Raw genomic sequence first — 25,563 nt, 5'->3', positions numbered from 1 at the left:
CTCGCATGAAACTGATCCTGGAACGCCGCCCCGAGCCCAGCCGCCTCGCGCTGGCTCTGGCTCCCATCGCGGCCATCCTCTTCACCCTGGCGGTCTGCACCTTGCTGGTCGCCTGGGCCGGCGCCCCCGTGGGCCGCACCTACGCGCTGCTGTTCGAAGGCGCGTTCGGCTCGCGCTTCGCCCTGTCCGAAACGCTGACTCGCGCCACCCCGCTGATGCTGACCGGCCTGGCTTGCGCCGTCGCATTCCGCGCCCGCTTCTACAACATCGGCGCGGAAGGCCAGCTGTACCTCGGGGCGCTGGCGGCGGTGGCCGTCGGCGGCCTGCACGGCGGCACGGGCTTCGACCTGCCCGTGCCCATGCTGTTCGGCGGCATGATGCTGGCCGCCGCGCTGGCCGGCGCCCTGCTGCTGCTGATCCCCGCCATCCTGAAGACCCGCTTGGGCGTGGACGAGGTGGTGACCACGCTGCTGGGCAACTTCATCGTGCTGCTGTTCGTGTCCATGATGCTGGACGGCCCCATGAAGGATCCGATGGCGATGGGCTGGCCGCAGTCGGTCGCGCTCAACGGCGACCTGGAGCTGGGCAAGCTGATCGAACGCACCCGCGCGCACACCGGACTGCTCTGGGCCGCGGGTCTCGCGCTGGGCCTGTGGCTGCTCAACCGCTACACCGTGTTCGGCTTCCAGATGCGCGCCGTCGGCGCCAACGCGCACGCCTCGCGCTTCCTCGGCCTGCCGGTGAACCGCGTGATGCTGGGCACCGCCATGCTGTCCGGCGCGCTGGCCGGCCTGGCCGGCGCCATCGAAGTGGCGGGCCGCAGCAGCTACGTCACGCTCGACATGTCGCCGGGCTACGGCTACACCGGCGTGGTGGTCGCCATGCTGGCCGGCCTGCATCCGCTGGGCGTGGTCCTGGCCAGCATCTTCGTGGCGGGCATGCTGGTGGGCGCGGACAGCATGAGCCGCGCCATCGCCGTGCCGAACTACATCGCCGACGTCATCGTCGCCACTTCGTTGCTTGCCATGCTGGTCGCGACGCTATTTGCGCAGTACCGCCTGCGCCGCAACCAGGCTTGAGGAGCACGCCATGGAATGGATGGATCTGGTGAGTTCCTCGGCCTTCTGGGTCGCCGTGCTGCGCCTGGCCACGCCGCTGATACTCGGCACCCTGGGCGTGCTGCTGTGCGAGCGCGCGGGCGTATTGAACCTGGGCATCGAGGGCATCATGGCCGCCGGGGCTTTCACCGGCTGGCTGGTCGTGTACCTGGGCGCCCCGCTGTACGTGGGCGTGCTGGCGGCGGCGCTGGCCGGCGCCGTCTTCGGCCTGCTGCACGCGGTGCTGACGGTGCCGCTGGGCCTGTCGCAGCACGTTTCGGGCCTGGGCGTGACCTTGCTGGCCACCAGCCTGAGCTACTTCGCCTACCGCGTGACCTTTCCCAGCGTGAACACGCCCCCCACCATCACCCCGTTCGCCGAGATGAAGTTCCTGGACGGCATTCCGCTCATCGGGCCGGTGCTGGCGGGGCAGACGCCCATGACGCTGATCGCGCTGGCGGCGGTGCCCATTCTTGCGTGGGTGCTGAACCGCACGCCGGTCGGCCTGGCGATCCGCATGGTGGGCGAGAATCCCGCCGCCGCCGAAGGGCAGGGCCTGTCGGTGACGCGCCTGCGCATGGGCGCCATCGTGGCCGGATCGGCGCTGATGGGCGTTGCCGGCAGCTTCCTGACGCTGGCGGCCTTCAACGCCTTCTTCTTCAACATGGTCAACGGCCGTGGCTGGGTCTGCGTGGCGCTGGTGGTGTTCGCGTCGTGGCGGCCAGGCAAGGCGCTGCTGGGCGCGCTGATCTTCGCCTTCTTCGATGCGCTGCAACTGCGCCTGCAGCAGGGCGGCGCGGCTGTGCCCGGCCTGCCTGAGCTACCGTATCAGGTCTACCTGATGCTGCCCTACATCCTGTCCATCCTGGCCCTGGTGGTGATGGCGCGCCGCGCCGCCTACCCGCAGGCCCTGATGAAGCCCTATCGCAAGGGCGAGAGGTAGCCCCCCCGAAGCGCCGCGCGCTCTCCCCCAGGGGCGTCGCGACGGACCGGCGGAGCCGGCTCCGTGCGACCCCGATGGGGTAGCGCCTGTAGCAGGCGATGACGAGCGACGCAGCGCCATGAACAACTGACTTTTCCCGCGAGGACTTCCATGTTCGACCTTATCTTTAGAAACTGTACGCTGCCGGACGGCCGACGGAACGTCGATATCGGCATCGCCCAGGGCCGCATCGCCGCCTTGGAGCCGGCGCTGAAGGCCGAGGCCGGCCAGACCATCGACGCGGCCGGACAGCTCGTGTCGTCGCCCTTCGTCGACGCGCACTTCCACATGGACTCCACCTTGTCCTTCGGACTACCGCGCGTGAACCAGTCCGGCACGCTGCTCGAAGGCATTGCCCTGTGGGGCGAGCTCAAGCCGATGCTGACGCAGGAAGCGCTGGTGGAGCGCGCGCTGGCCTATTGCGACTGGGCGGTGGCGCGCGGCCTGTTGGCCATCCGCTCGCACGTGGACGTGTGCGACCCGCGCCTCCTGGCCACGGAAGCGCTGCTGCACGTGCGCGAGAAGGTCAAACCCTATCTGGACCTGCAGCTGGTGGCGTTCCCGCAGGACGGCGTGCTGCGCGCCCCGGGCGCCCTGGACAACCTGAAGCGCGCGCTGGACATGGGCGTGGACGTGGTGGGCGGCATTCCGCATTTCGAACGCACCATGCAGGACGGCGCGGAATCCGTGCGCATCCTGTGCGAACTGGCCGCCGACCGCGGGCTGCGCGTGGACATGCACTGCGACGAAAGCGACGACCCCTTGTCGCGCCACATCGAGACGCTGGCCTTCCACACGCAGCGCCTGGGCCTGCAAAGCCGTGTGACGGGCTCGCACCTGACGTCCATGCACTCCATGGACAACTACTACGTGTCCAAGCTGATCCCGCTGATCCGCGAAGCCGGCGTGTCAGCGATCGCCAACCCGCTCATCAACATCACCCTGCAGGGCCGCCACGACACCTATCCCAAGCGCCGCGGCATGACGCGCGTGCCCGAACTACTGGCCGCCGGCGTGCCCGTGGCCTTCGGCCATGACTGCGTGATGGACCCGTGGTACAGCCTGGGTTCCGGCGACATGCTGGAGGTGGCGCACATGGGCCTGCACGTGGGCCAGATGACCGGGCAGGACGCCATGCGCGCCTGTTTCGAGGCCGTCACCACCACGCCCGCCCGGATCCTGGGGCTGGACGAGACGGGACTGGCGGTGGGCAAGCGCGCCGACCTGGTGCTGCTGCAGGCGCGCGACCCGGTCGAGGCGCTGCGCCTGCGCGCCACGCGCCTGATGGTGCTGCGCGCCGGCCAGGTGGTGGCCACGACTCCGCCCGCCACCGCCACCCTGAACCTGCCGGGACGTCCCGGCCAGGTCAGCTTTCAGACACCGGCCCGCTGACGTAGCCGGGAATGCGGGCCGCTGTGGCGATGATCTCCACCAGCAGCTCCGGCGCGGCCAGCTTGGCCTCGCAGGTGGCGCGGGTGGGCATCGCGTCGGGCAGCGCCCATTCCGCCCACACCCCGTTCATGCCGGCGAAGTCGCGGTCGATGTCCTTCAGCCAGATCTGCACGGACAGCAGCCGGGACTTGTCCGTGCCCGCCTGGGCCAGATAGCCGTCGATCTTCGCCAGCGCGTCGCGCGTCTGCGCGGCAATGCCGCCCGGCGCCGCCGAGGTCACGCCGGCCACGTAAACCGTGTCTCCGTGGATCACGATGCGGGACAGCCGTTCATTGGAATCCTTGCGCACGATATCGGTCATTCGTCTTGCTCCTTGGTGGATGGGCCGGATGCCGGCGCGGCATCCGAAAAACGTTCAATCCGGAACGGCGCAATCGGCATGTCCGTCGCGCCTGTCGTGATCAGGTCGGCCATGATGCGGCCCACGATGGGCCCGAGCTCAAAGCCGTGCGCCGAAAAGCCGAAGGCATGGAAGGCGGTCTCGTGCCGGCTGCTGCGGCCGATCACGGGTATCTCGTCGGGCATGGCGGCTTCGATGCCCGCCCAGCCCCGGTTCACGACCGCATCGCGCATGTGCGGGAACAGATCGCAGACGGTGCGCGCGCCTTCGGCCAGCGAACGGAAATCCAGCTCGGTCCATTCCGCGTCGCGGTCCACCCAGGCGCGCCGGCCGCCGCCGATCAGCACCGTGCCATTCGCGCGCTGCTTGAACGACAGGGCCCGCCCCGTGCCCAGCACCACGGGATCCAGGAAATGGTCCATGCGCAAGGTCACCAGCATCATGGGGCTGATCGCGGTCAGCGGCACCGGCTCGCCCCATTGCGCGGCAATGCGGTCGGCCCAGGCGCCCGCGCAGTTCAACACCTGCGGCGCGGTGTACACGCCCGCATCGGTCTCCACGCGCCACTGGCCCTCCTGGCGCGTCACGCCGTGCACGCGCACGCCTTCCATGAAGCGCGCGCCCAGGCTGGCGGCCTTCATGCGGAAGGCCAGGGTCGTGCGGTAGGGATCGGCGGCCGCGTCCTCGCGCGCGATCAGCCCGCCCTGGACCGAGGGCGCCAGCGCGGGAATCATGTCCAGCAGGTCTTCAGGACTTATCCACTCTTCGTGCGTGTAGCCGTGGCCGGTCATGGTTTGCAGCCGCAAGCGCAGGGCCTCGGCGTCGGCGGCGTTCTCGGCCACGCGCACCTGGCCGTGCTGCTCGAATCCGCAATCGTCGTCCACCAGGTCGCCGATGCGATACCAGAGCTCGCGCGAGGCCAGCGCCAGCGGCACCTCGGCCAGATGGCGCGACAAGGTGCGAACGCCGCCCGCGTTCACGCCGGAAGCGTGCCGCCCCACGTAGTTCTTTTCGATCACCAGGGCCCGCACGCCCGCGCGCGCCAGATGCAGCGCCGCGGAACTGCCGTGCAGGCCGCCTCCGATGATGATGACTTCGGCGGACCGCGATTGGACGGTCATGGTTCCCTTCCATCAGCCGCCATGCAGCTGTTCAAGAGAGTGGGTGGGCCGCCTACTTTTTCAGGCGGACGACGGCTTGGCGGGATTCGTCCGTCTGCGGCAGCGAAGCCAGCTCTCCCAAGGTCAGCGGCTTGGTCGGGAAACGCAGGCGGTAATAGCCCACTTCCTGCGTCGGCACGCCGCGCTCCTCGGCGATGATCTCCGCTACCGTCAGGCCGCAGAAGCGCCCCTGGCAAGGGCCCATCCCGCAACGCAGGAAGGCCTTCATCTGGTTCGGGCCGCTGCAGCCCAGCTTGACCGTGTCGCGCACCTGCGCCGCGGTCACCTCCTCGCACCGGCAGACGATGGTGTCGCCCGTGGGCCGGCGGAAGGCCTCCGGCGCCTTGTAGAGCGCGTCGAAGAACTCGCGGCCCCTGACGGCGCGCGCCAGCGCATCGCGGGGCGCCACGGCCTCGCTATCGCGTTTGCGGGCATCGATGCGGCCCAGCAGATGCGCGGCCTGCAAAGCCGCCAGCCTGCCCCGATGCTCGGCGGCCAACGCGCCCGCGATGCCCGCGCCGTCGCCGGCCATGCCGATGCCGTCCACCGAGGTCAGGCCCCATTCGTCGACCTGGGGCTCCCAACAGTCCAGCGCGTCGTTCCAGCGATGCTCCGCGCCCACGGCGCGCGACAGGTTCACGTTCGGCACCACGCCCTGATGCAGCATCAGCTGTTCGGCAGGCAAGGTCTTGGCGACGCCGCCGGCGGTGTAGCGCACGCTCTGCAGCCTGCCGTCGCCCAGCGCTTCCAGCGCCGTCACGCCGCGGACGATGGGCACGGCGGCCTTCACCGCGCGCAGAAGCTTGAGGCCCTTGCCCAGGTACGGCGAACGCAGAAACCCCCAGACCTTGGGCAGCGCCTGGCTCATGCGCCCGGGCGGGGTGGTTTCCAGCAGGGCGTCGATCTTCACGCCGGCGTTCAGGTATTGCCAGGCCACCAGGTACAGCAGCGGCCCGCAGCCGGCGAGGATGGTCCGGTCGGACGGCACCATGCCGGAGGACTTCAGCAGGATCTGCGCGGCGCCCGCGGTGATGACGCCGGGCAGGGTCCAGCCCGGAACGGGAAACGGCCGTTCCTGCGCGCCGGTGGCCAGCAGCAGGCGGCGCGCATGCACGATGCGGGCCTCGCCCGCCACGGAGTACGCCACCTCGAAGCCGGCTTCCGGCTGGGGCGCCGTCCGCTGCGCCACCGCCCATACGGTCGCGCCCGGCACGTAGCGCGCGCCGGATTGCTGGAAGGGCGCCACCAGGGTCGCGCCATGCCAGTAGTCTTCGCCCAGGATGCCGCGGTCGGTCACGGGGGTGGTGGTGATGGCGCGGTAGATCTGGCCGCCCGGCGCCGGCTGCTCGTCCAGCAGCACGGTGTCCACGCCCATCTTCGCGGCCAGGGTCGCGGCGGCCAGGCCGGCAGGCCCCGCCCCCACCACCAGCAAATCGCATTGCGTCGTGTCTATCATGCCCGCACCTTGCGCGCGCCCAGCTGGCGCTCGATTTTCATTCCGTCCCGCACGACCGTCATGCAGCCTTGCTGGTTCGCTTGTCCGTCGATGGTGACCAGGCAGTCGTAGCACACGCCCATCATGCAATACGGCCCGCGCGGCACCTCGTTGACGGCCGTATCGCGACAGGCCTGCACACCGCCCGCAAAAAGCGCCGCCGCCACGCTGTCGCCCTGCCGGCATTGCAGTTCGGCCCCGTTGACCGTTACGCGCACCGGCGCGCGCTGCGCCTGGCGCTGCGCCTCGTCAAGCCTCTTGAACATGGAACCTCCGGGTCGAGAAGGGCGCCATGTCGTCGGCAAGCTTGCCGGCAACGATCATGGGCGCCAGATTGAGCGCGTGCGCGGCGGCGAGCGTCACGCCGCTATGGCAGGTGGCGACGAACGCCCCCGGGCACGTTTCGGATTGCTGATAAATGGGAAAGCCGTCCCTGGACATGACACGCAGCGCCGCCCAGCTGCGCACCACCCGAACCTCGCGCAAGGCGGGCAGGGTGCGCACGGCGCGGTCGGCCAGCGTGCCCAGGATGGGCAGGCCCACCTGGTTGTCCACATAGCCCGCCTCTTCCTGCGAATCGCCGATCAGCCAGGTGCCTTCGTCCGTCTGGCGCAGGGTGGACAGCGGCGTCTCCAGCATGCGCCGCGTGCGCTCCAGCACCACGATCTGGCCGCGCTGCGGCCGCACCGGCACATCCAGGCCCACCTGCTGGCCGAGTTCCTTGTTGGACAGGCCGCAGGCCAGCACCACCTTGCGCGCGCGCACCGTGCCCGCGGGCGTGGCGATCTCGAACACGCCGTCGCGCTGGCGGATGCCCTGCGCCGGACGGCGCGGCAGGTAATCCACAACCCGCTGTGCAAAACTCATGTGCAGCGCGCGCAGCAGCTTCAAGGGGTTGGCGATGCCGTCCACCGGCGTCCACGTTGCGCCGCGCACCTCGGGGCCGATGCCCGGCACCAGGTCCGCCACCTCCGCGCGGTCGAGCATCTTCCATTCGTACTGAGCCATGCCGGGCTGCGCCAGCAGGGTGCTCATGAACCTGGCCCGCGCCTCCATCTCTTCGTCGCTCAAAAGCGCATGCAGCCCGCCGCGCTGCTCCAGGTGCACATCCACGCCGGTCTCTTCCAGCAGCTGGGCGGCAAGCCGCGGCCAGCCCGAGGCCGACGCCATGGTCCACACGCCGTAGCGCGGCAGCCCCATGCCCTTGCTCTGCACCCATATCAGCCCGAAGTTTCCGCGCGAGGCGCGATAGGCCACGTCGCCCTCGTCCAGGACGGCCACGTGGTCCAGCTCGCGCCGCAGGCCATAGGCCACCGCCGATCCGACCAGTCCGCCGCCGATCACCGCGGCGTCGTAGATGCCGCGGTGCGCGGGCTCGCGCGGCGCCAGTTCTTTCTCGTCCATCATTAGCGTCCCTTTCCTACAAACAGCTTTTCCAGGCCGACGACGCGGTCCAGGATGAATATGGCAATGATCGTCACGTAGATCAGCACCGCCGACACGGCGGTCACCAGCGGGTCGATGGTGTCCTCGATGTGCAGGAAGATGCGCACCGGGAGGGTCGTCGTGGACGGCGAGGCGATGAAGATCGACATCGTCAGTTCGTCAAAGCTGGTGATGAACGCAATCACCCAGCCGCTGACCACGCCCGGCAGCAGCAGCGGCAGCACCACGCGGCGAAACGCCGTCCAGTTGGATGCGCCCAGCGATTGCGCGGCGCGCTCCAGCGCCGGGTCGATCCCCGCGGCCGAGGCCAGCACCAGGCGCAAGGCGTACGGCATGACCAGGATCACGTGCGCCACCACCAGGCCCACGTAGGTGCCGGCCAGGTCGACGGTCGTGAAGAACTTCAGGAAGGCCAGCCCCAACACCACATGCGGAATCATCAGCGGCGACAGGAAGAACGCCACCAGCGCCTCGCGGCCGCGGAAGCGGTTGCGCGCCAGCGCCAGCGCGCTGGGCACGGCCAGGCCGATCGCCAGCGTGGCCGACAAGGTGCCCAGCCCCAGGCTGAACCAGAACGCCTCGACGAAGCGAGGGTTGTCCAGGATGGCGCGGAACCAGCGCAGCGATAGTCCGCCCGAGGGCAGCGAGATGAAGCCTTCCGAGGTGAACGCCACCGCGCACACCATGACGATGGGCGCCAGGATGAAGAGGATGAACAGCGTGTGGAACAGCAGGCCGATGGGGCCGTTGCGGAATTGCATGTCAGCCTCCGGCCTGGTTGAAAACGACGCCGTACTTGCGCTCGATGATCCGGTTGGCCGACAGCAGCACCACCACGGTCGCCAGCAGCAGCACCACCGCCAGCGCCGCGCCCAGCGGCCAGTTCAGGGTGTTCAGGAATTCGTCGTAGGCGGCCGTGGCCACGTTCTTCAGGCGGCGCCCGCCGATGATGGCCGGCGTGGCGAACGAGCTTGCCGCCATCGCGAACACCATGATCGCGCCCGACAGGATGCCCGGCATCACCTGCGGCACGATGACGCGGCGGATCACCGTGAACTGGCTTGCGCCCAGCGACAGGGCGGCCGCCTCGGTGGACGGGTTGATCCGCTGCAGCGACGCCCATACCGAGATCACCATGAACGGCACCAGCACATGCGTCAGCGCGATGCCCACGCCCAGGTTGCTGTACATCAGGTCCACGGGCGTGGAAATCAGCCCGATGCCCATCAGCGCCTTGTTGATCAGGCCGGTCGACCCGAACAGCAGCGCCCAGCCCAGCGTGCGCACCACCACCGAGATCAACAGCGGCCCCAGCACCACCATCAGGAACAGCCCCTTCCACGGATTGGCCATGCGCGACAGCACATAGGCTTCGGCCGTGCCCAGCACCAGGCACGCCAGCGTCACGGCGGCCGCCACGCCGAAGGTGCGGGCGTAGATTTCGTAGTAGTAGCCGTCGGTCAGGATCTCGATGTAGTTCTTCCAGGTAAAGGTGGCCTGCATGCCGCCATAGAACTGGAAGTCGAAGAAGCTGATCAGGAACACGAGCGCCATCGGCACCACCAGGAAGGTGGCGTACACCACCAGCGCCGGCGCGCTCAGCACCCAGGGGTTGGTGCGCTTGCTCATGACGGGCGGCCCCGCGGCGCGGCGGAGGACACGGCGCACATGTCCTGGGCGCGCCAGCGCAGATGCACCGGCTCGCCTTCCGCCGGCACGGGCACGCCGTCGTTCTGGCGGATCACCATCACCTCTCCGACCGAGGTTTCCACCTGGCACAGCCAGTGGTTGCCCTGGAACACGCGCGTCTTCATGCGCCCGGGCAGGGCACAGGCGGCGGGCTCGGAGAACAGGATCTTCTCCGGCCGCACGATCACCGAGCCTTGCGGCACGGGCGCGCCATCCATGGCGATATGGGCCTCGCCGACACGCGCGCGGGTTTCGTTTTCATACTGCTCGGCCTGTGGCGTGAACACGTTGGCCTTGCCCAGGAAGCCGCCCACGAAATGGCTGGCCGGCCCCTCGTAGGCTTCGAACGGATCGGCCACCTGCTCCACGCGGCCCTGGTTCATCACGACGATACGGTCCGACAGCGCCAGCGCTTCGGACTGGTCGTGCGTCACCAGGATGGTGGTGGTTCCCACCGTGCGCTGGATGCTGCGCAGTTCCAGCTGCATTTCCTCGCGCAGCTTGGCGTCAAGGTTGGACAGCGGTTCGTCCAGCAGCAGCACGCTGGGCCGGATGACCAGCGCGCGCGCCAGCGCCACGCGCTGCTGCTGCCCGCCGGACATGCGCGCGGGGTGGCGGTCGGCCAGATGCGACAGGCCGACGAGCTTGAGCGCGTCGGCCACCCGCGCCTCGCGCTCATCCTTCTTCACGCGCTGCATCTCCAGGCCGAAGGACACATTCTCGGCCGTCGTCATGTGGGGGAACAGGGCATAGTTCTGGAACACCATGCCCAGGCCCCGCTTGTTGGCGGGCACCTTGCTGACGTCCTTGCCGTTGAGCACGATGCTGCCGCCGGTGGGCTCGACGAACCCCGCGATCATCTGCAGGGTCGTGGTCTTGCCGCAGCCCGACGGGCCCAGGAGGGAGATGAACTCGCCCTGCCTGACGGACAGGCTCAGGTCCTCCACGGCGGTCGTTTCGCCGTAGCGCTTGCTCAGGCGGTCCAGCACAAGATAGGTCATGAATGCTCCCGGTGGCGGCGCAGGCGCCGCCTGTTGCCCGCAGACTGTCAGCGCTCGATTTCCCGCGTCCAGCGCTTGTTCCAGTCGTCCCGGTTCTGGTTGACCGTGTCCCAATCGATGACGATCAGATCGGCGGCGCGCTTGCCGAAGGGCAGCGGCACTCGCGGATCGTCCGTCACCTTGGCCTTCTTGTTGACCGGGCCATAGCCGTAGGCGGACGCCAGCTTCTCCTGCACTTCGGGCGTCACCAGGTACTGCACAAAGGCCTGGGCCATGGGATTGGCGTTGGCCTTGGCGATGGGGCATACGGACGACAGCAGCGCGTAGGCGCCTTCCTGCGGATACACGAAACCCACGGGGAAACCCGTGTCGGCAAAGGCCTTGACCCGGCCGCTGCCCCACACCGCGATCGTCGCCTGGCCGCTGGAGAACAGCTCCGTCATCTTGCCGGGAGAGGGCTCGTAGACCAGCACATTGGGGCCGACCTCGTTCTTGAACGTGGTGAAGCCTGCGTCGATTTTCTTCTCGCTGCCGCCGCCCTCGCGGGCGTACTCGACCAGCGTGTGCAGGCCGTAGGTGTTGTTCAGCGGCGGGATGACCAGCTGCTTCTTGTACTTCGGATCCTTCAGGTCCTTCCAGGAGGTGGGCGGGGCCCACTTCTTCTCGTCGAAGGCCTTCTTGTTGTACATGATGCCGGTGGCCACGATGCCGATGGCGACGGCCTTGTCGTCCTTGTAGCGGGCGGTGCCGTAGATGTCGTCGGCCGGCAGGTTCTTGATGGGTTCGCAGAATCCCAGGGCGATGGCCTGGTACATGGGGCCGTCGTCGATGATGGCCACGTCGATCTGCTGGTTGCTTTTTTGCGCCTGCAGGCGCGCCACCGTGTTGGTGGAGTTGCCGGCCACATAGTCCAGCTCGACGCCGTGCTGCTTGGCGAAGGGCGGAAAGATGTCCTTGCGCATGATGTCTTCGAACGAGCCGCCGTAGCCGGCAACCACCAATTTCTGCTGCGCCTGCGCATTGGCGCCCAGCCCGGCGGCCATTGTCGCCGCCGCGAGCACTGCAAGTACCTTGCCCATGAGAACCCCCGAATATTGGAAGAGAACTGCAAGAACTGCCTGATTTGTTGCCCGGCAACTTCATGTCCGCCGTACAATTTGTCCGTACATGAATGTCCGGACAAATAATGAATCCCGCAAGACTGCCTTGTCAATCGGTTATTGTCCGTACAAACCCCGATATAACAACAATCAAGGAGCCCTCCATGACCCGATCCTCCGAGCGCGCGAGCAGCCCCGGCGCAGCTCGGGAAGCGCGCGGCCGGCCCGGCGCGCAAGCCTCGGCCGGCGAGCCCGGCGGACCGCGCTACAAGAGCATTTATCAGACGCTCTCCCAGGGCATCAGCTCCGGGCGCTATCCCGTCATGACGCTGCTTCCCACCGAACACGAGCTGTGCGAACAATTCGGCGCCAGCCGCCACACCATCCGCGAAGCCATCCGCATGCTGACCGTGGCCGGCATGGTGTCGCGGCGCCCCGGCGTCGGCACGCGGGTGGAAACCGCCCGCGCCGGCACGCGCTTCACGCAGCGCATCTCGCAGTTCCCGGACCTGCTGCAATACGCGCGCAACGCGGCCTTGCTGGTGCAGGACGTGCGCACCGTCAAGCTGACCCGGCGCCTGGCCGAAACGCTGGGCTGCGAGCCCGGCCTGTCCTGGCTGCACATCAACTCCATCAAGACCCTCGACGACCAGGACACCCCCGCCGCCTGCACGCTGATCTACGCGGACCCCGCGCATTCCGACGTGCGGGTCGACGTGAAATCCCGGATCTCGCTGTTGCGGCTGATCGAAGACCATTTCGGCGACCGCATTACCGAGGTCAACCAGGAGTTCTCTGCAACGCCCATCAACGCGACGATCGCCCGGCAACTCCAGGTCGCCCCCAAGACGGCGGGCTTTGTCATCACCCGGCGGTACTACGGCGACGGCGGCGTGCTGTTGCTGGCCACCATCACGACGTTCCCGCACGACAAGATGAAGTACTCCATGACGCTCAACGTAGGCTGACGCCCGCGGCCTGCGCGCCATAGTCCGCGCGCGCCGCTTCGGCGCTGATCTTGCCGTCGGCGAGATCCCGCTCGATGCGAGCCCGCGGCCGCTCGCCGGGCGCTCCGTAGCCCCCGCCTCCCGGGGTTTCAATGCGCACGCTCTCGCCGGGCGCCAGCGCGATGTTGGCGGTCTTGGAGAACATCTCCTCCTCCTGCGGGGTTCCGAAATTCCGGATCAGCCGCGCGCGGCGTCCATCGCCGCCGCCGTCCACGCCCGCCGCCACGCCGACCGTATGGCTGTCCGAACGCGCCGAAAACACGATGCCCGGCCCCACCGCGCGGATCTGCTTGGCGATCGCCATGCCGCCGCGCGTGCGGCCCGCGCCGCCCGAATCCTGGATCATCGCGTACTCGTCCATCAGCAGCGGATACTCGTTCTCCAGCGCCTCGACCGGCAGGTTCGAGGTGTTGGTCATGTGCACATGCACCGCGTCCATTCCGTCGGCGTCAAAGCGCGCGCCGGCGCCCCCGCCCAGCGTTTCCAGGTAGACGAAGTGTCCGGCGCGTTCGCGCCAGCGGCCCGAGAACACGATGGCGGGGCAGCAGTCGTTGCTGGACGCCATGGTCTTTTCCGGCGGCAGCAGGCCGCGGAAGGCGCCGAAGATCGCGCCGGCCACCTTCTGCGCGGTGATGGAGCGCGCGCCCACCGCTGCGGGGTGCTCGGGGTTGGTAATGGTGCCCACGGGCGCCGACAAGGTGATGGGATCGAAGAGGCCCGCGTTGGGCGCCAGGTCCGGATCCAGCAGCGCCTTCACGGCGTAGTACACGCAGGCGCGCAAGGCGTTGAACGGCAGGTTCATGGCGCCGCGGGCCTGCTTGCCCGAGCCTTCGAAGTCAAAGTGGAGATTGCCGGCGCTGACGGTCAGCGTCACCTGGATGGGCACCGGGTCGCCGCCCATGCCGTCGTCGTCCAGGTCGCTGCGGAAGGTATAGCTGCCAGCCCGCAGCTCGGCAATGCGGTTCAGCAGGCGGCGGCGCGTGTAGGCGATCACGTCGTCGACCGAGCGCAGCACCGCGTCCAGCCCCATCTGGCGGATCAGCCCTTGCACGGCGGCCGCGCCGCGGCGGTTGGTCGCCATCTGCACGCGCAGGTCCAGCACGCGCTCCTCGGGGTCGCGGGTGTTGGCGCAGATCAGGCGCAGCAAGTCCTCGTCCGTTTCGCCATGGCGCGCGATGCGGCAGGCCGGGATGCGGATGCCTTCCTCGAAAATGGATTTCAGGCCGCCGGCGATGGAGCCGGGCACCGCGCCGCCCACGTCCGAGTGGTGCGCGATGTTGGCCGCGAAAAAGCGCAGCGCGCCGTCCCAGAACACCGGCGTGACGATATTGATGTCGGGCAGGTGGCTGCCGTCGGCAAGATAGGGATCGTTGCAGATGAACACGTCGCCGTCGCGGATGTCGTCTACCGCGAAGGTGCGCAGGATGGCGCCCATCGCGCCGTCCAGCGAACCCAGATGCAGGGGGATCTGCGTGCCCTGGGCCACCAGGCGGCCGGCGGCGTCGAACAGAGCCACGGAGCAGTCCTTGCGCTCCTTGATGTTGGTCGAGAACGAGGCGCGCACCAGCGTGTTGTTCATGTCCTCGGTGATGGACAGGAGGCGGTTGCAGAACACCTCCATGCCGATCGGATCCGCCAGGGCCGGGCTTGCGCCGGCATCGCGGGATTCAACATTGTCAGGCTTCGTCATGCGAGCCTCCTTGCAAACGGATGATCAGGTTGCCGTACTCGTCGACGCTTGCGTGCTGGCCGACGCCCACGACCGTGGTGGAGCTCATCTCCTCAAGCAGCGCGGGGCCGGTGAAGCGCGCGCCCGTCGGCACGCGGTCGCGGTCGTACACGGGGGTCTGCAGCCAGCCGTGGTCCGGGCCGAAGTACGCGTTGCGCTGCCCCAGCTTCGCATCATCCAGCGCGCCGCCGATGTGGCGCGGCGCCAGCGGCGCCTTCACCACCTGGCCGACCGCCTGCATCCGGCAGTTGATGATCTGGACCTTGCGGTCGTCCACCGTATAGCCGTACTCGCGCTCATGGGCCTCTGCAAAACGGCGCGCGAATTCCGCATGGCCGCCCGCGCCGGTGTCGTCCAGGCTGACCTGCACCTCGAAGTTCTGGCCTTCGTAGCGCGCGTCGATCGCGCAGTGGCACACCCGCAGCGCCGGCTCCACGCGCTCTTCATCCAGCCAGCCTTCCGCCTGCGCGCGCAGTCCGTCGAAGATGGCGGAGATCGCGGGCCACGTGTCGTCGCCGGCCAGCGAGATCTCGCTGCGCACGAAGTCGAACGAGATGTCGCTCAAAAGAATGCCGCGCGCGCACATCGTGCCCGGCTCCTGCGGCACGATCACGACGGGGATGCCGCATTCCTCGGCCACCTCCACCGCGTGCAGCGGGCCCGCGCCGCCATAGGCGTACAGCGCGAAGCGCGACAGGTCATAGCCGCGTTCGGTGGACACGGCGCGGATGGCGCGGCTCATGTTCGCCGCGGCGATGCGCAGGATGCCCTCGGCCGCCGCCTCCATCCCCAGCCCCAGGGGTTCGGCCACGCGCTGCTCGATGACCCGGCGCGCGGCGTCCGCGTGCACCGGCATGCGGCCGTTCAGCAGGGCCACGGGATTGAGGCGCTGCAGCGCGATCTCGGCATCGGTGATGGTCGGCTCCTGGCCGCCGCGGCCGTAGCCCACGGGCCCGGGCACCGCGCCCGCGCTATGCGGGCCCACCTTCAGCGCGCCCGCGTCGTCCAGCCAGGCAATGCTGCCGCCGCCCGCGCCGATGACGTGGATGTCGACCATCGGCGTCTTGACCGGATAGCCTGCGACATGGCGGTGCGAGGTAAAGAGCGGACGCCCGTCGCACACCAGCGACACGTCCGTGCTGGTGCCGCCCACATCGAACGTGACCAGGTTCAGGCTGCCGATGGCGCGCCCGACCGCGGCCGCACCGACCACCCCCGCCGCCGGACCAGACAGGCAGGTGCGCACCGGGTATTGCCGCACGGTGGCGATCGACATCAGGCCGCCGTTGGAGTGGATGGTGTGCGGTTCATGGACGATGTCCAGCTCGCGCACGCGCTGCAGGAAGCGTTCCAGGTAACGCGCCATCTTCGGCCCGACCGCGGCGTTGAGCACGGTGGTGGACAGGCGTTCATACTCGCGGAACTCGGGCAGCACCTCTGAGGACTGGCTGATGTAGGCGCCGGGCATCTCCTCGGCCACGATCTCCGCCGCGCGGCGCTCGTGCGCCGGGTTGCGGTAAGAATGCAGGAAGCAGACCGTCACGGCCTCGATGCCGGCCTGCGCAAACTGGCGCGCCGCCGCGCGCACCTGCGCCTCATCCAGCGCGGTCAGCACGTCGCCGGCCGCGCTCACGCGCTCGTCGACCTCCACGCGGAATTCGCGCGGCACGGCGACGGGCGGCTTGCCGACGGCGTAGTCGTACAGATGCGGCCGCGTCTGGCGACCGATCTCCAGCACGTCGCGAAAACCGCGCGTGGTGATCAGGCCGACGCGCGCGCCCTTGCGTTCAATGATGAGGTTGGTCGCCACCGTGGTGCCATGCCCCACGTGCGATACCTGCGATGGCGGCACGCCATGATCCGCGAGCATCTGGCCGATGCCGGTGGCGATGGCCTCCGAGGGATCATGCGGCGTGGAAGGCACTTTGTGGAAGTGCACCACGCCCGCGTCCTCGTCGATCATCGTGAAATCGGTAAACGTGCCTCCGACGTCTATCCCTATGCGATACATATCGTTCTTTCCCAGAATATAAGGGTCTTGCATTGCCGCGAGGACGGGCCTCGCGGCAACAGGATCAGTCCAGGTGGATGCCGGCCTTCTTGACCACCTGGCACCACTTGCTGATTTCGTCCTTGATCATGGCGCCGAAGGCCGGTCCCGCCACGTCCGACACCTGGGCGCCTTGCTGCTCCAGGTAGGTCTTCATGGCGGGCGCGTGCAGCGTCTGCACCAGGCCGTCGGTCAGCTTTTCACGCAGCGGTTCGGGCAGGCCGGCAGGGGCCAGCATGCCGAACCACACCATGGCCTCGTAGCCCGGATAGCCCGCCTCGGCCACCGTGGGAACGTCCGGCAGCATGGCCGAACGCTGCGGCGAGGTCACCGCCAGCGCCTTGATCTTGCCGTCCTTGATGTAGGGATAGGACGTCATCACCACATCCATCATCATGTTGATCTGGCCGCCGACCAGATCGATCAACGCGGGGCCCGAGCCGCGATACGGCACGTGCACCATCGACACGCCGGCCGTGGTCTTGAACAGCTCGGCCGCCAGGTGGTTGGATGTGCCCTGGCCGTTGGAGGCGAAGGAGTACTTCTCGGGCTCCTTCTTCAGCAAGGCCACGAATTCCTGCAGGTTCGCGGCGGGCACCGACTGGTTCACCGACATCACGTTGGGTATCGTCGCCACCACCGTCAGCGGCGTGAAGTCCTTGACGGCGTCGTAGGGCAGCTTGGAATACACGCAGGGCGCGCTGCCGTGGGTGCTCACCGACCCCATCAGGATGGTGTAGCCGTCCGCCGGCTGCCGGGCCACGTACTCCGTGCCCACGGTGCCGCCCGCGCCGGGACGGTTCTCGACGATGACGTTGGCGCCCAGGCGCTGGCCCAGCCCTTCCGCCACCTTGCGCGCCACCAGGTCGGTCGATCCGCCCGCGGCGAACGGCACCACGATGCGGATGACCTTGTCCGGCCAGGCGGCGCTGGCCGTACCGGCGGCCGCGAACAGCGCGGCGCCGGCGGCAATACGACAGCAACTGTGTATAAGCCCTGTTTTCATGGCTTGGTTTCCCCTTGTTGATAGAACTTCCTTATGGCCGGATCATGCGTGTCCGGCCTTGGTTCGCTGCAACAACAAGGTCATCCTAGGCCTGCCGCCGTGATGACAGCAGCCCTACAGGCTTATATTCATATAAATGCCATTTATAGGCGCGCGACCGTGAAGAATCCGGACCTGAATCTGCTTCTGCATTTCGATGCGCTGATGGCCTGCCGCAACGTGTCGCGGGCGGCCGAGCAGCTGAACATCAGCCAGCCGGCGATGAGCGCGGCGATGAACCGGCTGCGCCGGCTGTTCGGGGATCCGCTGCTGGTGCGCGAGGGCGGCGCCTGGCAACCCACGGTGCGGGCGCTGGAGCTGCACCAGAATTTCAAGCCGCTCCTGGAAGGCTGGCATCGGGCCACGCGCACCCGCGAAGCGTTCGATCCGGCGCATTCGTCGCGCCTGCTGTCGTTCTACGCCACCGACTACGTGCAGTTCACCCTGCTGCCCAGGCTGATTCCCAGGCTGGCGGTGGATGCGCCGCATTTCCAGCTGCAGATCGTGCCCGCGCGCCCACAGCATGGCTTGAGCATGCTGGACACCAACCATGTGGAATTGATCGCGGGATATTTCCCCGATCCGGCGCCCGATCTGCGCACGCGCTTTCTCTACCAGGAGCCGGCCGTGTGCATCGTGCGCGAGGGCCATCCCTGCCTGCGCAAGCGCTGGAACCTGGACGCCTACCTCAGCTATGGGCACCTGGACCTGGCCGCGCACACGCGCTACTTCAGCACCGCCATCGACCGCATCCTGATGGGGCAGAACCGCAGCCGCAAGATCGTGGCGACGCTGTCGAGCTATCTGGTGTGCCCGTTCATCGTGGAAGGCTCGGACCTGATCGCGACCATGCCGGTGAGCATCGCGAAGGCGATGTCGGGCAGCGCGCGCATCGTCACGCAGAAGGTGCCGCTGACGCTGCCGCCCATCGCGGTGTCGCTGTACTGGCACGAGCGCTACCAGAACGATCCCGCGCACGCCTGGCTGCGGCAGTACCTGGCCAGCGTGCTCGGGTAGAGCCGGCGGCTTGCCCGCTTACCTCAAGGGCAGGCAGATGCGGGTCTGCAACTGGGCGGGCGGCGTGGTGCGCGGGTCGTTCACGTACTGTTCGAACATGGGGAAGTCGGCCGGCACCATGCCGCTGGCGGGCAGCCATTCCGAGTACATCCAGTTGTAGGGCTTGCTCATCTCGTTGTAGGGGCCGATGTAGGTCAGGATGGCGCAGCGGCCGGCGGGGATTTCGAAGCGTTCCAGCTCGTCGCCGAGGTCGGCGGCGGGGTCGACGGGCATGCCGGCCAGGGAGCGCAGCTGGCCGACGGGCACTTGTTCGGGGTCGTCGAAGTACACGCCAAAGCCGACGGCATCGGGCGCGGCGATGCCGCGGCTGATGGCCAGCATGAAGGCGCGGGTGAACACCGGCCCGATCTCGTCGTAGTTGCCGCGATGCGGCAGGACGGCCAGCGTGGCGCCGGGGAAGGTTTCGATGGCGATGGGGTACATGGCGAACTCCTTGGGGTCGAGGGGGAGGGAGCGAGCTGCCCGATAGCGGCCCGGCGGGATGCCGAAGGCGGCGCCGAATGCCCGGTTGAAGGCGGCGTCGGATTCGTAGCCTGCGCGTTGCGCAACGTCTCTCAACGGAGCCTGCGTGCCGGCCAGCGCGACCGCAGCGCGGTGCATGCGGATGCGCTGGACCGTCGCGTTGACCGTTTCTCCCATCATGGCGCGGTAGACGCGATGGAAGTGGTACGGGGACAGGCAGGCCAGATCGGCCAGCTGGTGCAGGTCGGGGTCGGCGTCGGGGTGGCTGGCGAGCCAGCGCAGGACGGGGTCGAGGCGTTGGGCGTGGAGGGTTCGGGTTTCGGGCTTCATGCTTGCTCCTTGGAGGGCAATGTAGCTTTTGGGGATTTGCAGATTTTGCGGTTTTTTTTGTTTGTGTTGGGGGGCGTGTGGTGGTTCTTTAGGCGCACGGCGTGGCGGGGGCCTGGGGTGCTTAAGGTTCTTGCAAGCGGTGGGGGGGATGGAGGATCTTGCGGGGCCCGCCCCAGGCCGGCCGCGCGGGCGGCCTTTTGGGGCTTACGTGGTGTCTCGCGTCGTGGTGAAGGCGCTGCGCGCTCGCGTTGGAATTTGGGTCTGCTGTTATCAGTAGCCGCGTTGCGGGTCGTAGATGTTGGGCAGTTTTTCGCCGCGTTCGTTGGCGGCGATCAGCAGCGCGGTGTGGCGTGCTCGCTCCTTGCGGTCGGGGATGGCGGCGCTGTGCGGCGAGACGATGATGCCGGGGTGGGACCAGAGCGGGGATTCGGGCGGGAGCGGTTCCTGTTCGAAGACGTCCAGGACGGCCTGGCGCAGCTGGCCGCTGTCGAGGGCGTCGATGACGTCCTGGGTCGCCATGTGCGAGCCGCGGCCTGCGTTGATCAGGGAGGCGCCTCGGGGCAGCTGGGACAGCGTGGCGCGGTTGAGGATGCCGCGGGTGGCGTCGGTGGCGGGCAGCAGGCAGACGAGCAGGTCGGTGTTCGCCAGGAATTCGCCGAATTGTTCCTGGCCCGCATAGGAGGGCATGCCGGGCAGCGTGCTGGCGCCGCGGGACCAGCCGCTGACGGGGAAGCCGACGCGCAACAGCAGTTGAGCGGAGGCCACGCCCAGGTGGCCCAGGCCCATGATCCCGACACGCACGTCGGCGGCGACGCGCAGGGAGTCGAACAGCTCCCAGTGGCGACGCGACTGGTTGTCCACAATGCGCTTGATGTCGCGGGTGAGCATCAGCGCGCTGGTGAGCACGAACTCGGCCATCTCGGTCTGCGTGCGGGCGGTGACCATGCGGGCGATCGGCAGGTGGCGGGGCAGCGCCGGGTCGGACAGGATGTGGTCCACGCCGGCGCCGGCGCTGATGATGAGCTTCAGGTTGGGGAAGGCGGCCAGGCGGCCGGCTTCGGGGGCCCAGACCAGCGCATAGTCCACGCTGGCGGGGTCCGCGTCTTCGTGCCAGCCCACGACGTCCAGTTCCGGCGCAAAGGCGCGGAACTGTGCGCGCCATTCGTCGATTGCCTGGGGGCCGCCGGAATTGATGATGAGCCGCATGCTGGTTCTTCCGTGTCTGCGGGCGCTTGCGCCCTGGCCGTGTCGCGCGGCGCGCGCCTGCGGCTTATCCACAGGCGGCGCGCCGCGATGTCGTCAACGTTCGACCGTGCGGTTCCAGCGGGCGTTGAAAGCCGGGCGGGCCGCATTGATCTGATCCCAGTCCAGGATCTTAGCGTTCGCCATGTAGCCTTGGAAGCGCTTGAGGGCCTCGGCGTTGTCTGCGGGCGCCTGGACGTTCTTGTTGGACGGGAAATGGCCCCCCATCTCCAGCGCCTTCGCCTGGGCCTTGGCCGACAGCAGGTACAGCGCCAGCTTCTGCGACAGCTCCGGCTCGCTGTTCTTGGCGATGACGCATTCGCCCACCATCAGGATGACGGAACCTTCCTTGGGCTGCGCGTATTCCACCGGGATGTCGCGCTTTTTCAGGCGGGCGATGGCGGTGGGGGTCAGCGGAAAGATCGCGGCTTCGTTGGACTGGATCATTTCGGCCAGCTTGGCCGAGTTGGGGATGTACTCCAGCACGTTGGGGCCGATAGTGGACGGCCACTTCTTGAAGCCCGGCTCGTAGTTCTGGTCGTCGCCCCCCTCGATGCGGTTGAACATCAGGAAACCGTGCAGCCCGAAGGTGCTGCCGGAGGCCGACTGGAACACGACCTTGCCCTTGTACTTGGGGTCCGCCAGGTCCGTCCACGAGGTTGGCGGCGCCCAGCCCTTGTCCGCGAACATTCTGGTGTTGTAGCCCAGGCCCGTCATGCCGATATCGATGCCGGCCGCCATGCGGTCCTTCATCAGCGCGGTGGGGTACAGCTCCTTGAGCACCGGATCGTCGTTGAGCTGTTCGCAAAGGCCCATCGAAATGGCGCGCGCCATGATGCCGTCGTCCAGGAACATGACGTGCATCTGCGGCTTGTCCTTGTAAGCCTGCGCCTTGGCGAGCACGTCGGTCGAGGTGCCGGGCACCACGACGATCTTGACGTTGTTGGCCTTTTCAAAGTCCGGGAACACGTGCTGCGTGAACGCGCGCTCCATGTCGCCGCCGTTCATGCCGACGTACAGCGTCTTTTGCTGCGCCATGGCGCCGGCCGACAGCAGCGCCATCATTGCCGCGCCCAACAGCCGCTTCCCCTTGCCCGGGCGCTTCGCGCCCTGTTTCTTGTCCATCATGGTGACTCCAGCGTTTGCTCACGAACACTTTCAGGCCGAGCCACGGCGCCGTGAGCGGCGGCCGCGTATCGTTCAATGCGGAAGGCATCGATAGGAATGGAGGACCGGCCGTGCGCGACCAGTTCCGAAAGCACCTCGCCCACGGCGGGGCCTATCTGAAATCCGGCGCCCGACAGGCCGAAGGCATGGAACAGCCCGGGCACGGCGGCGCTGGGTCCCAGCACCGGATTGTGGTCGGGCATATTCCCTTCCACGCCGGTCCAGAAGCGAATGACCTGCACGCCGCGCAGCACCGGCAGCAGCCGGGCAGCATTGGCCATCAGCGCGCCCAGCCCGGCTCGGCCGGGGCGGGCGAAATCCGGGTCCAGCGACAGGCCTCGTCCGCCGCCGATCACGCAGTTGCCGCGCGCGACCTGGCGCGCGTAGATGCCGCCGCCCTGCACGCCCAGGCTCACGCTCATGAACACCGGCAGGGGTTCGGTCACCATCATCAGGGGATGAATGGAAGTCTCGGGCACGGCTTCGCCGAAGCCTTCCGCGATGCGCCCCGCCCAGGCGCCCGCGCAATTGAGCAGGAAGCGCGAGCGCACTTCCAATGCGTCGCCCGCGCGCACGATGAAGCGCGACCCGTCGTGCCGGGCGGAGGTCACGCGCACGCCTTCGCGCACCTCGGCGCCCAAGGCGCTTGCCGCGCGCGCAAAGGCCGGCGACACCAGCCTCGGATTGGCGTGGCCGTCTTCGGGGCAGAACGAGCCGCCCGCCACGCTCCGGCCCAGCCAGCCGAAGCGCCGGGCCAGGGCGCCGCGGTCCAGCATCTGCAGGTTCATGCCAAAGCCGCGCGTGCGGGCGCGGTAGTCTTCCAATAGAGCCAGATCCGCTTGCGAGCAGGCCAGCTTGAGATGACCCGAGCGCACGTATTCGCCGTCGATGCCGATCAGCTCCGGCAACCGGCCCCACAGTTCGTGCGCGCGCTGGGTCAACGGCATCTGTTCCAGCCCGCGCCCCTGGCGGCGCACGCCGCCATAGTTCACGCCGCTGGCCTTGGCGCCGCACAGCGCGGCTTCCAGCAGGACCACGGGCAGGCCCAGGCGCCGCAGGAACAGCGCGGCGCTGCCGCCGACGATGCCCCCGCCGATGATGGCGACTTCGGTGTCGATCCGCTGCATCATGCCGAGGCCTTTTTTGGCCGCTCCAGGCACACCACGCTCACCGGGATCGGCTTGACGGGCGGCTGGTTGCGCAAGCGCCCGACGTCCGCCGGCGAGCGGCCCAAGGCGTGGGCCAGCACTTCGGCCGCGGCCACGCCGCACATGCGGCCCTGGCAACGCCCCATGCCCACGCGCGTCAGCGCCTTCAGGCGATTCATTTCCTGCGCGCCGGTTTCGCTCACCGCCTGGCGGACGACGCCCGCGGTGACTTCCTCGCAACGGCAGATGACCGTGTCGTCCGCGATGCCCGCGGCCCAATCCTGCGGGAACGGAAACGCGCGCTCGAGCGCGGCGCGCACGCGGCCGTTGGCGGCCAGCCGGGCTTCCAGCGCCCGGGCCCGTTGCGCATCCTGCGCATGACCCGTGTCTTCCAGCAGGGCCAGCGCGGCGCGTTCGCCCGCCAGTTCGGCCGCGTCGGCGCCGCCGATCGCCGCGCCGTCGCCCGCCACATAGACGCCGGAGACGCTGCTGCGTCCGGCCGCGTCGCGCCGCGGCGTCCAGTTGCGGTCACGGACGTTGAACTCGAATTCGCAGCCCACCAGGCTGGCAAGCTGGGTTTCCGAACGCAGGGCCAGTCCATAGGCCAGCGCGTCGCAATCCACCGTGCGCATTCGCCCGCCCTGGCGGTAGGACAAGCCCGTCACGCGTTCCTTGCCTTGCACGGCTAGCGGGCGCACGCCGCTGCGCAAGGGCACGCCATGGGCGCGCAGCCATGCCATGTAGTACAGCCCCTTGGCCAGCAGGCCGGGCGCGCGCAGCATGCCCGGCAGCGCCGCCAGGCGGTCGGCGAAGCGCGAGGTATCCAGCACCGCCGCCACCCTGGCGCCGGCTTTGGCGTATTGGTAGGCCACCAGATAGAGCAGCGGGCCGGTGCCCATGAATACCACCCGCGAGCCGATCGCGCATCCCTGGTGCTTGAGCGCCACCTGCGACCCGCCCAGGGTATAGACGCCGGGCGTCAGCCAGCCGGGAAACGGCAGCACACGGTCGGTGGCGCCAGTGGCGAGGATCAGGTGCGTATACGGCACGGCGGTGCTGACGCCGTCGCGCAGCACGTCCAGCGTCTTGCCCTCGGCATTCCAGACCAGGCAGCCGGGGCGGTACTCCACCCGCGGCATCAGGCCGTCCATGGCGCGATGCACGGCATCCGCCTTGCGGTGCTCGAAGCCGTACAAGACGGATTTGGGGCGCGAGAACCCCGGCGGCGGCTGCCGGTAGATCTGCCCGCCGGGCCGCAGCCCCTCGTCCAGGATCACGGGCCGCAGGCCCCGGACGACCAGCGCCTGCGCGGCGCGCACGCCCGCCGGTCCCGCGCCCACGATCACAGGCATCACCAGGCTCATGATGCGTCGTCCTCGGGCCAGGCGGCGGCCGACAGCGTGCCGGGCGCCGCCGCGGGGGCCAGCGCGGCGCTTTGCAGGCGCATGCCCGGCTCGATGTAGGTGGAGCAGGCGCGCACGCGGCCGCCGTCCTCAAGCTGCACCCAGCAGTCCTGGCATGCGCCCATCATGCAGAAGCCCGCGCGCGGACCACCGCCGAATTCCGAATGCCGCAGGCGGTCGGCCTGCGTCAGCACGGCGGTCAACACGGTGTCTCCGGCCAGGGCCGTGCAGGCCTGTCCGTCGAAGGTGAAGGTCAAGGAAGGCCGGCCGGTTTCGGCCAGGCGTTTCAGTATTGCCATGGCGCCCGCGTCTCCTTTGCGGCTATCGGCGGCAGCTTCATTTCTGTCCCACCAGTACGCGGTCCAGCCCATACACGCGGTCCAGCAGCAGCATGGTCACGGCCGTCAGCCCGATCACCAGCGCGGACACCGCGGCCATCATCGGGTCTATGGATTCCGTGGCGTACATGTACATGCGCACGGGCAGCGTGATCGTCGACGGCGCGGTGATGAACACCGACATGGTGAGTTCGTCGAAACTGTTGATGAAGGCCAGCAGCCAGCCTCCCGACACGCCCGGGATGATGAGCGGCAAGGTCACCTGGAAGAACACCGTGGCGCGGCTTGCGCCCAGCGACTGGGCGGCGTGTTCGATGGACCGGTCAAAGCCCACCAGCGCGCCGATCACCAGCCGCATAACGTACGGCGTGATGACGACCACATGGCTGGCCACCAGCCACGGGAAGCTGCCCGCCATGCCCATCAGCGCGAAGAAGCGCAGAAGCGCCACGCCCAGCACCAGGTGCGGGATCATCAGCGGCGACAGGAACAGGCCGTTCAGCACGTCGCGGCCCGGAAAGCGGTAGCGCGTGATGGCGATGGCCGCGGGCACGGCCAGGCACACGGCGATGCTGGCCGACAGGAAGGCCAGCCACAGGCTGTTCTTGAAGGCCTGCATGAAGTTGGGGTGTTCGAACACCGCGTAAAACCAGCGCAGCGAGAAACTGCTGGTGGGCACGGTGAGCGTCGTTTCGGGCGTGAACGCCACCAGGCACACGATGACCAGCGGCGCCAGCACGAACGCCACCACCAGGAAGTTGAAAGCCAGCGCGAGAGGACCGTTCTTCTGCATGTTCGATTCC

General features: G+C 68.3%; 24 protein-coding genes. 5 read left to right on the top strand and 19 right to left on the bottom strand.

Features of this window, described 5'->3' with window-relative positions; genetic code table 11:
* Positions 1 to 5 precede the first annotated feature (5 nt).
* From ACFWP0_RS02395 to ACFWP0_RS02385, 3 genes are all read left to right on the top strand, one after another.
* Positions 6 to 1,079, top strand: a complete 1,074-nt coding sequence (locus ACFWP0_RS02395; protein WP_377839408.1) for an ABC transporter permease — start codon at positions 6 to 8, stop codon at positions 1,077 to 1,079.
* A gap of 10 nt (positions 1,080 to 1,089) precedes the next feature.
* Positions 1,090 to 2,040 carry an ABC transporter permease gene (locus tag ACFWP0_RS02390; protein ID WP_377839407.1) on the top strand — a complete coding sequence of 317 codons (951 nt, stop codon included), beginning with the start codon at positions 1,090 to 1,092 and terminating at the stop codon, positions 2,038 to 2,040.
* A gap of 150 nt (positions 2,041 to 2,190) precedes the next feature.
* Positions 2,191 to 3,471 (top strand): amidohydrolase family protein, encoded by a 1,281-nt coding sequence (locus ACFWP0_RS02385; protein ID WP_377839405.1) that lies wholly within the window; start codon positions 2,191 to 2,193, stop codon positions 3,469 to 3,471.
* Here the strand turns inward: ACFWP0_RS02385 and ACFWP0_RS02380 are convergent.
* Genes ACFWP0_RS02380 through ACFWP0_RS02340 form a run of 9 tightly spaced genes read right to left on the bottom strand, consistent with a single transcriptional unit; the run spans position 3,446 to position 11,741 of the window.
* Positions 3,446 to 3,832: a RidA family protein gene (locus ACFWP0_RS02380; protein ID WP_377839404.1), complete on the bottom strand. Its 387-nt coding sequence runs from the start codon at positions 3,830 to 3,832 to the stop codon at positions 3,446 to 3,448. The genes ACFWP0_RS02385 and ACFWP0_RS02380 overlap by 26 nt on opposite strands.
* On the bottom strand, positions 3,829 to 4,992 hold the full coding sequence (locus tag ACFWP0_RS02375; RefSeq protein WP_377839403.1) for an NAD(P)/FAD-dependent oxidoreductase: 1,164 nt from the start codon (positions 4,990 to 4,992) through the stop codon (positions 3,829 to 3,831). Before ACFWP0_RS02375 ends, ACFWP0_RS02380 begins: the two co-directional genes overlap by 4 nt.
* A gap of 52 nt (positions 4,993 to 5,044) precedes the next feature.
* A complete protein-coding gene (locus tag ACFWP0_RS02370) occupies positions 5,045 to 6,487 on the bottom strand; it encodes an NAD(P)/FAD-dependent oxidoreductase (protein ID WP_377839402.1) in 1,443 nt (480 codons plus the stop codon).
* Positions 6,484 to 6,792, bottom strand: a complete 309-nt coding sequence (locus ACFWP0_RS02365) for a (2Fe-2S)-binding protein (protein ID WP_377839400.1) — start codon at positions 6,790 to 6,792, stop codon at positions 6,484 to 6,486. The genes ACFWP0_RS02370 and ACFWP0_RS02365 overlap by 4 nt, the downstream gene beginning before the upstream one ends.
* Entirely contained in the window at positions 6,776 to 7,933 is a 1,158-nt protein-coding gene (locus tag ACFWP0_RS02360) for an NAD(P)/FAD-dependent oxidoreductase (protein WP_377839399.1), read from the bottom strand. The genes ACFWP0_RS02365 and ACFWP0_RS02360 overlap by 17 nt, the downstream gene beginning before the upstream one ends.
* Positions 7,933 to 8,733 carry an ABC transporter permease gene (locus ACFWP0_RS02355; RefSeq protein ID WP_377839398.1) on the bottom strand — a complete coding sequence of 267 codons (801 nt, stop codon included), beginning with the start codon at positions 8,731 to 8,733 and terminating at the stop codon, positions 7,933 to 7,935. The genes ACFWP0_RS02360 and ACFWP0_RS02355 overlap by 1 nt, the downstream gene beginning before the upstream one ends.
* 1 nt (position 8,734) lies before the next feature.
* Positions 8,735 to 9,601, bottom strand: a complete 867-nt coding sequence (locus tag ACFWP0_RS02350) for an ABC transporter permease (protein ID WP_377839396.1) — start codon at positions 9,599 to 9,601, stop codon at positions 8,735 to 8,737.
* Positions 9,598 to 10,662 carry an ABC transporter ATP-binding protein gene (locus tag ACFWP0_RS02345; RefSeq protein WP_377839395.1) on the bottom strand — a complete coding sequence of 355 codons (1,065 nt, stop codon included), beginning with the start codon at positions 10,660 to 10,662 and terminating at the stop codon, positions 9,598 to 9,600. Before ACFWP0_RS02345 ends, ACFWP0_RS02350 begins: the two co-directional genes overlap by 4 nt.
* 47 nt (positions 10,663 to 10,709) lie before the next feature.
* On the bottom strand, positions 10,710 to 11,741 hold the full coding sequence (locus tag ACFWP0_RS02340; protein ID WP_377839394.1) for an ABC transporter substrate-binding protein: 1,032 nt from the start codon (positions 11,739 to 11,741) through the stop codon (positions 10,710 to 10,712).
* Positions 11,742 to 11,926: 185 nt separating this feature from the next.
* Here ACFWP0_RS02340 and ACFWP0_RS02335 point away from each other — a divergent pair, with 185 nt between their 5' ends.
* Entirely contained in the window at positions 11,927 to 12,730 is an 804-nt protein-coding gene (locus tag ACFWP0_RS02335; protein ID WP_377839392.1) for a GntR family transcriptional regulator, read from the top strand.
* Here ACFWP0_RS02335 and ACFWP0_RS02330 read toward each other — a convergent pair.
* From ACFWP0_RS02330 to ACFWP0_RS02320, 3 genes are all read right to left on the bottom strand, one after another.
* Entirely contained in the window at positions 12,717 to 14,459 is a 1,743-nt protein-coding gene (locus ACFWP0_RS02330) for a hydantoinase B/oxoprolinase family protein (RefSeq protein WP_377839391.1), read from the bottom strand. The two genes, ACFWP0_RS02335 and ACFWP0_RS02330, sit on opposite strands and share 14 nt — an antisense overlap.
* Positions 14,446 to 16,509 carry a hydantoinase/oxoprolinase family protein gene (locus ACFWP0_RS02325; protein WP_377839389.1) on the bottom strand — a complete coding sequence of 688 codons (2,064 nt, stop codon included), beginning with the start codon at positions 16,507 to 16,509 and terminating at the stop codon, positions 14,446 to 14,448. The genes ACFWP0_RS02330 and ACFWP0_RS02325 overlap by 14 nt, the downstream gene beginning before the upstream one ends.
* Before the next feature lie 64 nt (positions 16,510 to 16,573).
* Complete coding sequence (locus ACFWP0_RS02320) at positions 16,574 to 17,554, bottom strand: Bug family tripartite tricarboxylate transporter substrate binding protein (RefSeq protein ID WP_377839388.1); 981 nt, start codon at positions 17,552 to 17,554, stop codon at positions 16,574 to 16,576.
* A gap of 159 nt (positions 17,555 to 17,713) precedes the next feature.
* Between ACFWP0_RS02320 and ACFWP0_RS02315 the strand changes: the two genes are divergently transcribed.
* The gene (locus ACFWP0_RS02315) at positions 17,714 to 18,610 is read left to right on the top strand and encodes a LysR family transcriptional regulator (RefSeq protein ID WP_377839387.1); all 897 of its coding nucleotides are present in this window, start codon (positions 17,714 to 17,716) and stop codon (positions 18,608 to 18,610) included.
* 18 nt (positions 18,611 to 18,628) lie between these two features.
* Here the strand turns inward: ACFWP0_RS02315 and ACFWP0_RS02310 are convergent, their stop codons facing one another.
* The 7 genes from ACFWP0_RS02310 to ACFWP0_RS02280 form a co-directional block, all read right to left on the bottom strand.
* The gene (locus ACFWP0_RS02310) at positions 18,629 to 19,462 is read right to left on the bottom strand and encodes a GyrI-like domain-containing protein (RefSeq protein ID WP_377839386.1); all 834 of its coding nucleotides are present in this window, start codon (positions 19,460 to 19,462) and stop codon (positions 18,629 to 18,631) included.
* Positions 19,463 to 19,732: 270 nt separating this feature from the next.
* A complete protein-coding gene (locus ACFWP0_RS02305; protein WP_377839385.1) occupies positions 19,733 to 20,668 on the bottom strand; it encodes a 2-hydroxyacid dehydrogenase in 936 nt (311 codons plus the stop codon).
* Positions 20,669 to 20,761: 93 nt separating this feature from the next.
* Entirely contained in the window at positions 20,762 to 21,832 is a 1,071-nt protein-coding gene (locus tag ACFWP0_RS02300; RefSeq protein WP_377839384.1) for an ABC transporter substrate-binding protein, read from the bottom strand.
* Positions 21,829 to 23,001, bottom strand: coding sequence for an NAD(P)/FAD-dependent oxidoreductase (locus ACFWP0_RS02295; protein WP_377839382.1), 1,173 nt, complete (start codon positions 22,999 to 23,001; stop codon positions 21,829 to 21,831). The genes ACFWP0_RS02300 and ACFWP0_RS02295 overlap by 4 nt, the downstream gene beginning before the upstream one ends.
* On the bottom strand, positions 22,998 to 24,383 hold the full coding sequence (locus ACFWP0_RS02290; RefSeq protein ID WP_377839381.1) for an FAD-dependent oxidoreductase: 1,386 nt from the start codon (positions 24,381 to 24,383) through the stop codon (positions 22,998 to 23,000). The genes ACFWP0_RS02295 and ACFWP0_RS02290 overlap by 4 nt, the downstream gene beginning before the upstream one ends.
* Entirely contained in the window at positions 24,380 to 24,721 is a 342-nt protein-coding gene (locus tag ACFWP0_RS02285; protein WP_377839380.1) for a (2Fe-2S)-binding protein, read from the bottom strand. Before ACFWP0_RS02285 ends, ACFWP0_RS02290 begins: the two co-directional genes overlap by 4 nt.
* 37 nt (positions 24,722 to 24,758) lie before the next feature.
* Positions 24,759 to 25,553: an ABC transporter permease gene (locus ACFWP0_RS02280; RefSeq protein WP_377839378.1), complete on the bottom strand. Its 795-nt coding sequence runs from the start codon at positions 25,551 to 25,553 to the stop codon at positions 24,759 to 24,761.
* Positions 25,554 to 25,563 lie beyond the last annotated feature (10 nt).

The sequence above is a fragment of the Achromobacter sp. NPDC058515 genome, assembly GCF_042721735.1.
In the GTDB taxonomy this organism is placed as follows: Bacteria; Pseudomonadota; Gammaproteobacteria; order Burkholderiales; family Burkholderiaceae_B; genus Achromobacter.
Note: the sequence above shows the minus strand (reverse complement) of the source record. Positions and strands in the feature narration are given on the sequence as shown.

Excerpts from the sequence above, each read along its gene's own strand:
- ACFWP0_RS02395 (WP_377839408.1), top strand. The coding sequence starts at position 6 with ATGAAACTGATCCTGGAACGCCGCCCCGAGCCCAGCCGCCTCGCGCTG.
- ACFWP0_RS02390 (WP_377839407.1), top strand. The coding sequence starts at position 1,090 with ATGGAATGGATGGATCTGGTGAGTTCCTCGGCCTTCTGGGTCGCCGTG.
- ACFWP0_RS02385 (WP_377839405.1), top strand. The coding sequence starts at position 2,191 with ATGTTCGACCTTATCTTTAGAAACTGTACGCTGCCGGACGGCCGACGG.
- ACFWP0_RS02380 (WP_377839404.1), bottom strand. The coding sequence starts at position 3,832 with ATGACCGATATCGTGCGCAAGGATTCCAATGAACGGCTGTCCCGCATC.
- ACFWP0_RS02375 (WP_377839403.1), bottom strand. The coding sequence starts at position 4,992 with ATGACCGTCCAATCGCGGTCCGCCGAAGTCATCATCATCGGAGGCGGC.
- ACFWP0_RS02370 (WP_377839402.1), bottom strand. The coding sequence starts at position 6,487 with ATGATAGACACGACGCAATGCGATTTGCTGGTGGTGGGGGCGGGGCCT.
- ACFWP0_RS02365 (WP_377839400.1), bottom strand. The coding sequence starts at position 6,792 with ATGTTCAAGAGGCTTGACGAGGCGCAGCGCCAGGCGCAGCGCGCGCCG.
- ACFWP0_RS02360 (WP_377839399.1), bottom strand. The coding sequence starts at position 7,933 with ATGATGGACGAGAAAGAACTGGCGCCGCGCGAGCCCGCGCACCGCGGC.
- ACFWP0_RS02355 (WP_377839398.1), bottom strand. The coding sequence starts at position 8,733 with ATGCAATTCCGCAACGGCCCCATCGGCCTGCTGTTCCACACGCTGTTC.
- ACFWP0_RS02350 (WP_377839396.1), bottom strand. The coding sequence starts at position 9,601 with ATGAGCAAGCGCACCAACCCCTGGGTGCTGAGCGCGCCGGCGCTGGTG.
- ACFWP0_RS02345 (WP_377839395.1), bottom strand. The coding sequence starts at position 10,662 with ATGACCTATCTTGTGCTGGACCGCCTGAGCAAGCGCTACGGCGAAACG.
- ACFWP0_RS02340 (WP_377839394.1), bottom strand. The coding sequence starts at position 11,741 with ATGGGCAAGGTACTTGCAGTGCTCGCGGCGGCGACAATGGCCGCCGGG.
- ACFWP0_RS02335 (WP_377839392.1), top strand. The coding sequence starts at position 11,927 with ATGACCCGATCCTCCGAGCGCGCGAGCAGCCCCGGCGCAGCTCGGGAA.
- ACFWP0_RS02330 (WP_377839391.1), bottom strand. The coding sequence starts at position 14,459 with ATGACGAAGCCTGACAATGTTGAATCCCGCGATGCCGGCGCAAGCCCG.
- ACFWP0_RS02325 (WP_377839389.1), bottom strand. The coding sequence starts at position 16,509 with ATGTATCGCATAGGGATAGACGTCGGAGGCACGTTTACCGATTTCACG.
- ACFWP0_RS02320 (WP_377839388.1), bottom strand. The coding sequence starts at position 17,554 with ATGAAAACAGGGCTTATACACAGTTGCTGTCGTATTGCCGCCGGCGCC.
- ACFWP0_RS02310 (WP_377839386.1), bottom strand. The coding sequence starts at position 19,462 with ATGAAGCCCGAAACCCGAACCCTCCACGCCCAACGCCTCGACCCCGTC.
- ACFWP0_RS02305 (WP_377839385.1), bottom strand. The coding sequence starts at position 20,668 with ATGCGGCTCATCATCAATTCCGGCGGCCCCCAGGCAATCGACGAATGG.
- ACFWP0_RS02300 (WP_377839384.1), bottom strand. The coding sequence starts at position 21,832 with ATGATGGACAAGAAACAGGGCGCGAAGCGCCCGGGCAAGGGGAAGCGG.
- ACFWP0_RS02295 (WP_377839382.1), bottom strand. The coding sequence starts at position 23,001 with ATGATGCAGCGGATCGACACCGAAGTCGCCATCATCGGCGGGGGCATC.
- ACFWP0_RS02290 (WP_377839381.1), bottom strand. The coding sequence starts at position 24,383 with ATGAGCCTGGTGATGCCTGTGATCGTGGGCGCGGGACCGGCGGGCGTG.
- ACFWP0_RS02285 (WP_377839380.1), bottom strand. The coding sequence starts at position 24,721 with ATGGCAATACTGAAACGCCTGGCCGAAACCGGCCGGCCTTCCTTGACC.
- ACFWP0_RS02280 (WP_377839378.1), bottom strand. The coding sequence starts at position 25,553 with ATGCAGAAGAACGGTCCTCTCGCGCTGGCTTTCAACTTCCTGGTGGTG.